This is a genomic window from Sphingobium sp. B11D3B (assembly GCF_025961735.1).
Taxonomy (GTDB): domain Bacteria; phylum Pseudomonadota; class Alphaproteobacteria; order Sphingomonadales; family Sphingomonadaceae; genus Sphingobium.
In genome coordinates this window covers 2875080-2887243 of sequence record NZ_JAOQOF010000001.1, presented here as the reverse complement: position 1 = coordinate 2887243, position 12164 = coordinate 2875080, and the positions used below count along the sequence as shown (strand labels likewise).

11 protein-coding genes are annotated in these 12164 nt (G+C 58.9%); 5 read left to right on the top strand and 6 right to left on the bottom strand.

The annotated features are described in order from the left end of the window. Positions 1-141: 141 nt before the first annotated feature. A complete protein-coding gene (locus M2333_RS13395; protein ID WP_264612094.1) occupies positions 142-774 on the top strand; it encodes a tyrosine-type recombinase/integrase in 633 nt (210 codons plus the stop codon). A gap of 240 nt (positions 775-1014) precedes the next feature. Here the strand turns inward: M2333_RS13395 and M2333_RS13390 are convergent, their stop codons facing one another. Further along, on the bottom strand, positions 1015-1632 hold the full coding sequence (locus tag M2333_RS13390; protein ID WP_264612093.1) for a TetR/AcrR family transcriptional regulator: 618 nt from the start codon (positions 1630-1632) through the stop codon (positions 1015-1017). Between the two features lie 118 nt (positions 1633-1750). On the opposite strand from M2333_RS13390, the gene M2333_RS13385 reads away from it, so the two are divergent. The 4 genes from M2333_RS13385 to M2333_RS13370 all read left to right on the top strand — a co-directional run bounded on the left by M2333_RS13385 (position 1751) and on the right by M2333_RS13370 (position 5380). Then, on the top strand, positions 1751-2122 hold the full coding sequence (locus M2333_RS13385) for a DoxX family protein (RefSeq protein ID WP_264612092.1): 372 nt from the start codon (positions 1751-1753) through the stop codon (positions 2120-2122). A 126-nt stretch (positions 2123-2248) separates the two neighbouring features. Beyond that, a complete protein-coding gene (locus M2333_RS13380; protein ID WP_264612091.1) occupies positions 2249-3040 on the top strand; it encodes an AraC family transcriptional regulator in 792 nt (263 codons plus the stop codon). 203 nt (positions 3041-3243) lie between these two features. After that, the gene (locus M2333_RS13375) at positions 3244-4365 is read left to right on the top strand and encodes an NADH:flavin oxidoreductase/NADH oxidase (protein WP_264612090.1); all 1122 of its coding nucleotides are present in this window, start codon (positions 3244-3246) and stop codon (positions 4363-4365) included. Positions 4366-4465: 100 nt separating this feature from the next. Further along, entirely contained in the window at positions 4466-5380 is a 915-nt protein-coding gene (locus tag M2333_RS13370; protein WP_264612089.1) for an alpha/beta hydrolase family protein, read from the top strand. Between the two features lie 435 nt (positions 5381-5815). Here M2333_RS13370 and M2333_RS13365 read toward each other — a convergent pair whose 3' ends face one another. From M2333_RS13365 to M2333_RS13345, 5 genes are all read right to left on the bottom strand, one after another. Beyond that, positions 5816-6442: a hypothetical protein gene (locus tag M2333_RS13365; protein ID WP_264612088.1), complete on the bottom strand. Its 627-nt coding sequence runs from the start codon at positions 6440-6442 to the stop codon at positions 5816-5818. Positions 6443-6444: 2 nt separating this feature from the next. After that, complete coding sequence (locus M2333_RS13360) at positions 6445-6672, bottom strand: DUF2188 domain-containing protein (RefSeq protein WP_264612087.1); 228 nt, start codon at positions 6670-6672, stop codon at positions 6445-6447. 136 nt (positions 6673-6808) lie between these two features. Beyond that, positions 6809-8518, bottom strand: a complete 1710-nt coding sequence (locus tag M2333_RS13355) for a restriction endonuclease (RefSeq protein WP_264612086.1) — start codon at positions 8516-8518, stop codon at positions 6809-6811. A 690-nt stretch (positions 8519-9208) separates the two neighbouring features. Beyond that, positions 9209-9856: a response regulator gene (locus M2333_RS13350; protein WP_264612085.1), complete on the bottom strand. Its 648-nt coding sequence runs from the start codon at positions 9854-9856 to the stop codon at positions 9209-9211. 16 nt (positions 9857-9872) lie between these two features. Then, the gene (locus tag M2333_RS13345) at positions 9873-12107 is read right to left on the bottom strand and encodes an ATP-binding protein (RefSeq protein ID WP_264612084.1); all 2235 of its coding nucleotides are present in this window, start codon (positions 12105-12107) and stop codon (positions 9873-9875) included. Between the last annotated feature and the right edge of the window lie 57 nt (positions 12108-12164).

The window sequence follows — 12164 nt, the reverse complement described above, 5'->3', positions numbered from 1 at the left end:
AACGACCGGTATCGGCGTGAGCAGACATTCAAGTGCCCCTTTGCGACATGTCGTGAGGTCGTGAGTTGGTCGGCACGAGCCTCACCGTGCTGCATGGGCATGCGTTCTTCATCTGGCCAACCCGGCCACTGGAGAACGAACATGGAGATGCCAAAAACAGAAACCACCGCCACCAAACGCCAAGTCTGGAATGCTGGAAGAACCGTTGGCGCAAAACGTGCGCTGAAGCCAAAGCAAATCTGGGAAATCCGATTCTATCTCAACCAGCGCCGCCGCCTGCGGGATCGGGCGCTGTTCGACCTGGCGATCGATAGCAAGCTTCGCGGTTGCGACCTGGTCCAGATGAAGATCGGCGACATCGTTAGTGGCGGACAGATCCGAACGCGCGCAATCGTAATGCAGCAGAAAACCGGACGGCCTGTCCAATTCGAGTTACTGGCCGACGCTCGGACGAGCCTGCTGGCTTGGCTGGATCGGCGCGGTGGGACGGTGGACGATTATGTTTTCCCCAGCAGGGTTGACCATAATGGGCATCTCAGCACCCGCCAATATGCGCGGCTTGTCGACGAATGGGTTGCAGGTGTTGGTCTCATGCGAAGCGAGTATGGCACGCACTCGCTTCGCCGAACGAAGGCATCGATAATATATAGAGCTACCGGCAACCTTCGCGCCGTTCAGATCCTGCTCGGCCATAGCAAGATTGAAAATACGGTCCGCTATCTCGGAATCGACGTGGAGGATGCTCTTGCCCTCGCCGAGAACACGGAGATCTAAACCCGATGGCGCCCGTTTCCGGTGGAGAGCCGGACACGGGCGCTTGCGACATTCCTGCCGATCGCCGGCGCCAATGGGAATGTCCTGCTACGCCAAGACCGGTCATTCATAGATCGCCGTAAGCCCCCGCCGCACTGTACGGGGCCTGCGGACGATCGCGAACGGCGCCTTTCAGAAGCGCTGCTTGAGATAGCGGATGCTTCGGACGGCAAACAGATGTGTCAGCCTTGCGCAGTTCTTTCATCCGTTAAGAGTTCCGCCGGGCCGGACGAGCATCCTGACACTTTCACGAATGCGCGCTTCGATTTCGGTGGCAGACACCGTCTCCCCGGCCATCACACGATACTGCAACCCGGTGGCGAGCATGTCGCAGAACAGAGCGCCACATAGATGGGGGTCTGCCACTCTTATCTCTCCCGACGCGGCGCGACTTTCCAGCAGGCGGGCGACAATCGCGTAGGCATTTGCCGGCCCCTGACGCACGAAAACATCGATGAATTCGGGAAAGCGGTGCGATTCTCCGATTACCAGTCTTTGCAAGGCGATAACCTTGGGGGACATTAGAAATGGTACGAAGGTCCGCCCGAAATTCGTCAGAGCAGCCTCAAGCGTTTCCCCTTCGGTTGGCAGATCACGCAGCGGCTTCAATACCTCCTGGCAGACATGATCGATGACCTGCCGGAACAACCCGACCTTATCCCCAAAGCGCTGATACAAATCCCGTTTGGAGCCACCTGCGCGGGCGATCACGGCATCCACCGACACGCCGGTAAAGCTGTGATTGAGGAAGAGGTCGGTCGCCGCCTGAAGCAGCGCGTCTCCCCTCGCGTCGGATAAGCTTCCAAGATCATCTGCCATGCCGCGTCATACGCCATGGTACTTGCCATTACCAGATTTTGATCTAGACGGTAATGATCATTACCAATGAGGTTGAACTATGCCTACAGTCCTCCAAACCATCCTCTCTCACCCTCTGATGACGGTCCTGGCACGCCTCGTTATGGCATCGTTCTTTTTGCTTGCCGGTCTGTTTGGCGTTTTCAATTTCGGGGCAGTGACGGCGGAAATGCAGGCGGTCGCCCTTCCTTCGCCGGAGCTTTTCGCGGTAGCGACGATCACGACCCAGCTCGTGGGTTCTTTCCTGCTGATAACCGACGTCAGAGGCCTGGGCTGGTTGGGCGCCGCTATGCTGGGGGTGTTCACCTTGCTTTGCATTCCCGTCGCCCACGCCTTCTGGCTGCACGACGAGCCGCGCCGGACCCTGGATTTCCAGATCGCGCTCGAACATATTGCATTGACCGGCGGTCTGCTGCTGGCTGCCATCATGTCTGCACGTAGACAGGCCTGACCGCGCGGGCTGCGCGCAATATACTGCGTGATTAAGCGTGACTTGCGTGGGCGTCGGATCGCCCAGAGCTGGATCGTTGCAACGCCTCGATTGCCTCATCCACATCGCTCATGAGATAAACTACTTATGAAGGGCGATCCCGAACAATTATTCCTGCCCCAGGAATCCCCTCGTCCTGTCAACGCGGTTGGTATGGAACTGGTGACCTGCGGTTGGGAGCAGGAGGCGCATTCCCATCGCAAGGCGCAGCTCGTGCTCGCGGTGCGTGGGCTCGTGACCTGCCAGGCTGAGCGGGGGCGGTGGATCGTGCCGTCCGGTTGCGCGCTCTGGCTTCCCGGCGACGTGCAGCACAGCATTCGCGGTGTCGGAGAAATGGAGCTTTATTGCCTCTTCATTGCCCCCGAACTGGCCGACGAGCTCCCCCGCCATTGCTGCACCATGCGCATATCGTCCTTACTGAAAGAGCTGATTATTGCGGTCAGCCACCTGCCTGCCTTGTACGACGTGGACGGGACTGCCGCGCCGATGATCCAGACGATGCTCAACGAACTGGCGGTCGCGCCCATCGAGCATCTCCACCTGCCCATGCCGCGCGACTCAAGGCTCCAGCGAATATTCGACGGACTGCGCGCTGATTCTTCGGATCGCTCCACTGCCGCAACCTGGGCGGTAAAAATCGGGATGAGTGAACGCAGCCTCCACCGCCACATCCTCGATGAAACAGGGATGACGTTCCTGCGCTGGCGGCAGCAATACCAGATCCTTCTCGCGCTGGAATGGTTGGCAAATGGCGTCGCGGTTCAGACCGTGGCGATGGACCTTGGCTACGACAGCGCCAGCGCATTCATCACGATGTTCAAAAAGGCACTGGGTCAGCCACCCGGCAAATATCTTGCGATGCGTAATCTGACTACGTGACGCACGATTGGCAGAATCGATAAATATTATGCCGCAATCTCGCAATCGTATCTAAAAGAAATCGCCTAGCATACCGGCCAGCCCGCATCCGTTACGCTCCACGCATTGCCGGGCGTGATGCCGAAGGGCCATGTCGAGAGCATCGCACCTGCGACCGGCGTCTCAGTCAGCACAATTCACACCCGATCTTGTAGGAAACCATCATGGCAAAGCTCTTCACGCCCTACACGCTGAAAGACGTCACGCTTCGCAACCGCATCGCGGTCCCGCCGATGTGCCAGTATAGCGCCATCGACGGGATCATAACCGATTGGCATGTGCCCCATTATGCCGGAATGGCGCGGGGTGGTGCAGGCCTTGTGATCGTCGAGGCAACCGCCGTGTCACCGGAGGGTCGCATCACCTGGGGCGACACCGGCTTGTGGAACGACGAGCAGGTCGACGGCATGGCGCAGATTGCCCGCGCCATCAAATCGGCAGGCGCCGTCCCGGGCATCCAGATCGGCCATGCCGGTCGCAAGGCGAGCGCCAACAAGCCATGGGAGGGAGACGACCATATTGCGGACGATGCACCGCATGGCTGGCCGACCCTTTCACCCTCTGCGGTTCCCTTCGGCGGCAATTTGGGGAAGATGCCTAAAGAGATGACCATCGCGGACATCGAGCGTGTGCGGCAGGATTTCGTCAACGCCGCCGCGCGCGCTCGCGACGCCGGGTTCGAGTGGCTAGAACTGCACTTTGCGCATGGATATCTGGGGCAGAGCTTCTTCTCTATCCATGCCAATACCCGCACCGATCAATATGGTGGCGATGCGATCGGTCGTGGGCACTTCCTCGTCGAGACGTTGCGCGCCGTGAGGGAGGTTTGGCCAGAACGTCTGCCCTTGACCGCGCGCTTCGGAGTCATCGAATTTGATGGTCGAGACGAGGAGACGTTGGTCGAGGCCATCGATCTGGCGAATATATTCCGACAGGCAGGCCTTGATTTCATGAGTGTCGGTATCGGCTTCTCCACACCGGACAATAATGTTCCGTGGGGGCCTGCCTTCATGGCGCCGATTGCCGAGCGCGTTCGGCGTGAGGCAGGTCTTCCGGTAGGCACTGCCTATGGCATGGACATTCCGGCCGATGCCGAGAAGGCGATTGCGACCGGAGAGTTGGATATAGCAATGATGGCTCGCGCGCACCTCGCCAATCCGCATTATCCTTTCCGTGTCGCGCGCGAGATGAAGCTGCCAAAATCTTCCGGCGTGCTCCCGGAGCAATATGATTCCTGGCTGGCGCGCTATCCTTATCCCGGCCCAGATGACGTTAACGCCTCATGAGTCACCCCTACCCCTTTTTCATGGGACCGAGGTTTGCGACGCTGGTGCTACGGTTGTCGCGAGCCTCCATCCTTCAGGGCACCCCAGGACAACTTCACCCATGCGCACGCAATCCAATATCGGAGAGACCATGTCTGCGCCCCCTTCTTCGTCTGCGCCTCATTCTTCATGCCATGCCAACCCCCTGATATTGGCCGCATCGCTGCCAAGGTCCTTGCCGGATGCCCGCATCCGGTACAGCGATGTCAGTCCGGTGCAGTTCGCAGACCTTCGCCTGCCTCACACCATGCCGCCGCCCGGCGGTTTCCCCGTCGTCATCTTCATCCATGGGGGTGGATGGCTCGCAGACTGGACCAAGGATTATTCTACGCTATTTGTGGAAGCGCTAACCAACACAGGTGTCGCCACTTGGGACGTCGAATTTCGCCGCATGGGTCACGTCGGCGGTGGCTATCCTGATGTGTTTCACGACGTAGCGCTTGCCGCCGATCACTTGCGCGAGGTTATGCGCACTTACCCACTGGACTTAAGCCGGGTCATCGCGGTCGGTCATTCTACCGGAGGGCATCTGGCATTGTGGCTTGCCGGCAGGCGCAACCTCGATCCCGCGGGTCCGCTTTATGCCGTCGACCCTCTGCCCCTTCACGGCGTTGTTTCCATCGGTGGCGTGAATGATCTGGAACAGGCGTTAAAGCTCGGTAACCGCACCGATATTCTGAGGATGCTCGGCCTTGCGAACCCTGAGGACGCCGCCGCGCTTTTCACGGAAACATCGCCTGTCCATCTGCTCCCCCTGGGCATTCCCCAGACCCTCGTGATTGGCGAACTCGAAGAGCCTTGGCGGATTGAGATGACCCTCGGCTATGCGCAGGTAGCGGAAAAGTCAGGTGACAGGGTCCGCGTGGTGAAGCCGGAAGATGCCAATCATTTTGATGTGATCGACCCTCATGCGCCAGTTTTTGCGATGATAGCGTCAGAGATCGCCATGCTCGCACATGGCATTTCTGGAGATTGATTGAAGCTGGGTCGCTCAGGTTTGTAGCGTGACCCCATTATCGTGCTGGCCACCCTCCTAGAAGATCGCGCGTTCGCGCATCCCGCCTTCTTGGTTGCCACAAGGCGGGAGGAGTGTTGGTTCAACGCTGCCGACGCTACCGTAGTGTCATAGCGTCGATGTAGTACCCATCATCATCGGCGTGGTTCGGATGAACAATCGACTGCTTTCAGCTAGATCGACCGACCTATCGAAGGTCAGCTATCAAGGCAGCAAATGCCCGGATGAGCAGACATATTCCAATGGCAGGTTTCGATGTGGTAGGACATTCAAGCGCGTCCTGCTGAATGGCGTGATCTGGTCGCCAGCGGCCACCGTTTAGTGACAAACGGAACCGCTGCTTACAAGAAATTTGACGTTTCGAACCCTTCATTGGGCAAGAGAGCAGATAAGATATCAGACTGGTTCTTCGGCATCCTTCCATTCATGCATCGCCCGGATGAGCTCGACAGTGGGGTACTCGCGGATGTCTTCCTCGGATGATCCAGCAGCGGTCTCGCGCTCCCAGTACCACTCTTGGAAGGCCAGATATTTCCCCTGGATTAGCGCCGATCCTACAGGCTGCGCACCAGCCTGCGCGATCAGCCAGGTGCGAACGTGGCGGACCGCCTTTTCGTGATCACCGTTGTGAGCATGGATGTCCCAGCCTGCGATGTCGGAAAGCGCCCGCTGGTAATCATAGCGGGTGTGTTCAAGGATGAGGATCCGCTTGTCCGACAGCGGGGGCGGTCCAAACCTGCGACACGCATGGTCAAGGCCAAGTTCGAAAGGCATGTTCATGCGCGCGTACTCATCCTGTGCCACAGACTTGCATCGGCTAAGGTCGTGGATGCCGTACTTTGATCCCCGGACGAGGTCGACAATGCGATCGAGCCGCGCCTCGCCGTTGTCGGCGTTCTCTGGCGCCAGCCTCGGGAAAAACTCCATATAGACGATACAGAACGCTACCGCCTGCAGGATCGGTGCGAAATCTTCATCGAAGGGGCAGTTGACGAAAACCGAGCGGTCGAAGGGTGGCGGCAAGATCAGCCCCTCGGCGGATGCGGGTCGTTTCCGTAGGAGTTTCGCTCTCTGATCCGACCATCACGACCGTGGATGTAGATCTCGGTTTTCTGGTTCTGCGCGATCTTGGTGGCGGCTGCGATAGCATCTGCCTGCGTGGCGTGAACGCTAGTCGCTCTCGAAGCGCCTGCCTTCTTCACGGCCCATCCGCCCGAAGAGTTCCGAACCACATGCTGACCCTGCTTTGCCATCGTATCTGACCTCCGACGCTTAAATAGCAGCACGATAGAACGGTTGCTAGGTCTGGGAGAAAACCAGTGCTTCCAAAATTTCGTTTCGTCCGAATGAACCCGCCAGCGTGATGGTAGCTTGCGCATCGCCGAAAGGTCAGGAGGCCGCTAACCTCGCTGCTGCAAGATCGATGCTGGCTTGAAATCCTTGGCGCTCAAGCATGTGGAGGAGGTTGGCGCCGTTCATCAGCGTGATCGGCTTGCCGGTGGCAAACTTGTAGGCGTCAGGGCCGTAGTCCGCCGTGGACACAAGGATGCCGCGCGATGCGCCCTCATTCATGATAGTGCCGTACAGATCCCGCACCGCCGACACGCCAACGGTTCTGGTGTAGCGCTTGGCCTGGATGACGATCTTGCCGCCGGTGATCGGATCGGGGTCGAACGCGATGGCATCGACCCCTCCGTCGCTGCTCGACTGTGTGACCTTCACCTCGCCGCCGCGCGAGGCGAACTCCTTTTCGAAAACCTCGCGGACGAGGTGTTCGAAGTCTTCCCACGAGATCGCAGCCAGGTTAGTGCCCGGATCGAGTGCAGCGCCGACTTCCCGCGCCTCGATGAACCGGCGGTCCTCTGTGTCGAGTTCCATGACCGGGGCGATGGGTGCGAGGGAAGCCAGTGATGCTGCCGAGACGCCCTTCAGCGATTTGAAGCATGCCTTGGGATCGACGCGGTTAAGATCGATGGCGCAGAAGGATTCTCGATCGACAAGCAGCGACATTAGGCAGCTACGCTTCTGCTGACCGCTCGCCGGGTCGACGAATTCGACAAAGCCGTTGAAAAGGATTGCATCGATGTTCCCGGCCTCATCAGCCTCGAACAGCTCATGGATCGTGCGCAGGCAGACCTGATAGGCGACAGATTCGAAGTTGGCCTTCCTGTCGCGATCGGAGATGAAGTTCTCCTTCAGCTCTCCCGTCGCCTTCACGAATTTCACCGCCTTCGTCGATGGCAGGACATCGATTGATGGCAGATCATAGGCGAGCTTCATGAGCTTGCGGACACGATCATACTGCAAGAGGTAGGATTTCTCGAAGAGGCCATCATAGTCCGATCGCTCCAGCACAAGCGAGGCATGCTCGATGACGGCTTCCTCTTCTCCGCTCGCAACCTCGGCCGCGAGCTGATCGACGAGGGCATGCGACGCTGCCTGCTCAGCCTTGAAGGCATCTTCCTTGGCTTTGTGTTCATCCCAGAAAGCCTTGCGACGTTCTTCCCATTGGGCAACCGCGTGAGCCAGAGCAACTTTTCGTCGGTCTTCTACCTCCTTCCATTGCTGTATTGCCGCCGCGTGAATCGCCTCGGCTTCAGCAAGAATGCCCGCTTTCTTGCCGAGGATAACCTGAAAGAAACCGACCTTCGGTTCGACATATTTCGGCTGGGGGGCCGGACTGCTCGCCGGCTTGGGCTCCGGGAAGTCCTTGGGATATTGGTATGCAGACCGATCCTTGAGAGTTTCCCAGTCGATTCTGTCATCGACGAGCGTCGCATGCGTGAGGATGCGGGTCAGCGATGCCAGTCTGAGCGCTGCCTCTGTTGTCATCTCGTCGGCAGCAGCTTGGCCGGAGAGCAAGGACTGGCGCTTAAGGTAGCCTGTATATTTTTCATCCCAGCTAGCGATCAACGCGTCGAGCTTGCTCTGCAGAATGAAGATTTCAGGCGCGCTGACCTCCTTGTGAAGGTTGAGCTTCTTGTGCCGCACGTCGATGTAGTACCGCAGGATCCGGTCTCCGCGCGCATTCCATTTCGTTTGCAGTGATCCCACCGCGATGTTTTCGAGATTGGTCGAATGGATCGTGACGTGTGCCACAGCCGCCCCCTTCCATGCCTGAATAGACAGACTTCTACAAAAAGCCGGATGTCGCGTTCAGATCAAGTGCGATGATCCTAGTTGGTTAGCTTAACACATGCCCGCCTGCTTCGCGGTAGGCAAATGGCCGGTTCCGGCACGAGCGGTCGTTCTTAGACCGGTCACTGAATGACCTGACCTGGTCGGCAGTCGCCGATGCCACAAGCCATCGTAGCGGCGTCAACCGCCAACGAAGTGGTCGCTCAGACCGACGAATGGGCATCCTGACAGCGGTCATTCATTCATCAAATTACGTCCCTTCACAGAGCGTCGGAAAATCACTCGCTCTGGTAATTATTCCAGGCATAGCATCACGCATTGCGCAGCCGATCATCGCAAAACTACCGATGATCATCGCCCAGGATGCTGGCTCCGCCAGAAAAGGCAGGTCGCAGCTGGCGCAATCTCAACACGACTGTCCGGTCGACATGCAGCAGGGTCGAACCAAGCTTGGAGGCGCACATCGCCGTCAGCGCCCTGCTGAGGCCCGGGTCGCAAGGGCATCAACAGGGCACGCGCGATTGACCGCGGCCGTCCAAAATCAGACCCTTCCCCACAAAGGCCTTCCAACAGACGTGAAAGCCACAAATGCAGCTCTAGGCGATGTGTAAGGAAGATTATGGTCGATCCGCATCCCCCTGAACCGGGGGTTCAGACCAAGCCGCGCTTCGCTGCTTCAAGGGCGGCTTCTGCCCGCGTGTTGACGTCGAGCTTGCGATAGACTGACTTGATATAGCCAGCGGTCGTCTGCGCGCTGATCCCCAGGGAGGCGGCCGCCTCGGCAACCTTCAGGCCTCGTCCAATTAACCGGAGCACGTCCATTTCGCGTGGCGTCAGCAGGACGGCAGAGTCCACCGCAAAGAAACCGGCATTTTTGCGGAAATGCTCCAATATCCTGCGCGAGATGCTCGGGGTCATTGCGACTTCACCGCGCTCCATACCCCGCAAGCGCGCCTCGATGATTTCGCTTTCCTCATCCTTGAGCAGATAGCCTGTTGCTCCCGCCGCGAGAGCCGCGAGGATATGAGCATCGTCATCGTACAAGGTAGATACGATGATACGAGCATCCGGAAGCTTCAGGCGGAGCTGGCGGATGAGATCGACGCCTGAGCCATCTGGCAAGCCGAGATCGATAAGGCCAAGAAATGACCCGTCGGGCTGCTGCTGCGCCAACCAGTCATAGCCGGCACGCAGCGTTGCGCAGCCGATGATCTGCGCATTCGGATAGACGCGGCGTACCAAGGCGTGAAGCCAGTCCCGCGTCGGCGCCAGATCTTCCACGATGAGAATGGAGTCCATCGCTACGCTCATGACATCATCGGCTCCGCATTGATGCCCCCTGTTCCGGGGGGAGCATGTCGAGCGGGACACGCATGGCAATCTGCGTCCCTTGCTGAGAGCTAAGAGTGACAGTGCCGCCGACCTCGCCGACCCGCTTGCGCATGTTGAAAAAGCCTCGCCCCTCCTCGCAGGATGCTGGAAGGCCAATGCCATCATCAATAAACTCTATACTAAGCGTAGGGTGCCCATCCCAGAGCGCGACTGCGATGGCGACCTCAACCTTCCCGGCATTCGCGTGGCGGATCACATTCGTAACTGCTTCCCGCAAGGTCGCTTCCACAGCGCGGAAGACGGAATAGCGCACATAATGATCGGTCGTGATTGCCAGCATGGGCCATATGAGCGTGATGCCAGCGGCCTCGAGACGATCGCCCGCATCAACCCGGCAAGTCGCGACGACATCGGAGAGATAGCGCCGTCCGCCTCGCAGGCCCGCAAGGAGTTGACGCATTTCCTTGATGGCGCCTCGCACATCGCTGCGCGCATCGTCCAACGATCCTCGATGAAGGCTTGTTACCAATCGGCCACCCACATCATCGTGTAGATCACGCGCGATCCGCTCGCGTTCCTCATACATTCCCCGGTCATAGGCTTGGCGCGCTGCGTCTGTTTGCTGGCAAAGGTGAGAAAGGGTGTTCACCAGCTCGGCATCGCCGCTGTGGAAAAGGCTTCGGCCATGATTGGCGGCATATAATCGCAGCGCGGGGCCAAAAGGTGGCGCCCCGATCAGCAATGACACACCCGCATTTTCGAGTGTCGCCTGACCAACATGATCCGATGGACCGACCGAGAGCGGACGGAACCAGTTTTCCAGCGCCTGCTGCCAGCGCTCGAACCGCTCCGCCTCCGTCGCACCAAGGGCAATTTCACCACTTTGCGCGAGCAGCGCTGCGCCATCCCGCCTCGAACGAGCAAAGAAGCTCTCAAGCAGCTTCTGCCGCATCACAATCCAGATTGCAGCGCCCACGACCATCGCAACCGTTGTCGCCGTATCTGGCGCGAGACTGGTGGCGAGCAGCAAGATGACATCGACCGCGACGATCAGGAACAGGGATAGGGCGGATGCAAACAGACGCCAGGCCCAGCGATCCAGATCGAACATCCATCCTCGCGTTACCCCTATGGCAATCGCTACAAAGGGCGGTAGCATCAACACAAACGCGAGCGGATCTGCCCACTCTGCCGATGCGCCGAGCAATGGGGGCATGTAAGTCATCAGCAAAAACAGGCTAAGGCTGATCACGGTGGCGCTGCCAACAAGCCGCAACGCGGCGCGGCCGAGTGGGTGGCTGCGGGAGCGGCGCCATTGCAAAACGACCAGTGCAACGATGATCAGGAAATCGGCGCTGATGACGAGCGACACGTCATCATAAGTCAAGCGACCGCTCTGAGCGAAAACGGCCATGAGAGGGGCAACAGCTGCCAGTGCAGTGATGCTAACCAGACGCAACGGCCGAGTTGCGAGCGGCTTTGGAAACCAGGTGAAATAGGCAACAAGCGCCAAGCCGAAAGCATGGGCGCCCATCCAGTTGATCGTCACGAGCAGCCGCCATAAGGCGCCGCCTACGATCATCTCTCCATTTTCCAGCACGGCGAACGGGAGCGCGGCGAAGCACAGAGCGAAACCTGCAGCGGCAATAGCGCGGGCGGAGGGATCGTGCGGCCGCAGCACCAAAACCCACAATGCGATGAGCGCGCCCAGCATTCCCGAAGCAGCCGCAATCCAGAATGGCAATCCGAGTGGGTTCAGCTGGCGCTGGCGTACAAGTTCGACATCGTGACCGTTGCTATCGCGAAGAATGAACTGCAGATCGCCCGATTGCGCCATCGCTGCGAGACTGTCCTGCTTGGCGATCGCCTCGGGCGTGATCAAACGCTCGGTGCGGCGAACGGCGTCGTCGTAGCCAAGTGGCGCGATGCTGGAACCCGTGCTCGGATCTGTGATCCTGACAACCCGCAACGGCGCCGCGAGGGGTTGGGGTGATCCCTCGATCACGGCGACAAGAAGCGGTCCATCGGGTTCCGATTGGAAGGTCATCGCATAACTCGGGAGCGACCGCGCGAGCTGGCCGCTCACAATGAGCAGGATAGCCAGCGTGGCCAAACCGACAATAAAAGCAACGGCAGGCCGACCTATCACAAGCGCAAATCCCCTGCTTGATGTTCGCGACGCGTTCTTGAAATCAAGCTTCGCCGTTACAGCAAGCACTCAAATGTAGAACCGTATTTGTTCTCGCAGTTGCCATGTTTGATTGAGCAACTGTCC

What these genes read in the sequence shown, in the direction of transcription:
- M2333_RS13395 (WP_264612094.1), top strand. Translation starts at nt 142, where the DNA reads ATGGAGATGCCAAAAACAGAAACCACCGCCACCAAACGCCAAGTCTGG.
- M2333_RS13390 (WP_264612093.1), bottom strand. Translation starts at nt 1,632, where the DNA reads ATGGCAGATGATCTTGGAAGCTTATCCGACGCGAGGGGAGACGCGCTG.
- M2333_RS13385 (WP_264612092.1), top strand. Translation starts at nt 1,751, where the DNA reads ATGACGGTCCTGGCACGCCTCGTTATGGCATCGTTCTTTTTGCTTGCC.
- M2333_RS13380 (WP_264612091.1), top strand. Translation starts at nt 2,249, where the DNA reads ATGAAGGGCGATCCCGAACAATTATTCCTGCCCCAGGAATCCCCTCGT.
- M2333_RS13375 (WP_264612090.1), top strand. Translation starts at nt 3,244, where the DNA reads ATGGCAAAGCTCTTCACGCCCTACACGCTGAAAGACGTCACGCTTCGC.
- M2333_RS13370 (WP_264612089.1), top strand. Translation starts at nt 4,466, where the DNA reads ATGCGCACGCAATCCAATATCGGAGAGACCATGTCTGCGCCCCCTTCT.
- M2333_RS13360 (WP_264612087.1), bottom strand. Translation starts at nt 6,672, where the DNA reads ATGGCAAAGCAGGGTCAGCATGTGGTTCGGAACTCTTCGGGCGGATGG.
- M2333_RS13350 (WP_264612085.1), bottom strand. Translation starts at nt 9,856, where the DNA reads ATGGACTCCATTCTCATCGTGGAAGATCTGGCGCCGACGCGGGACTGG.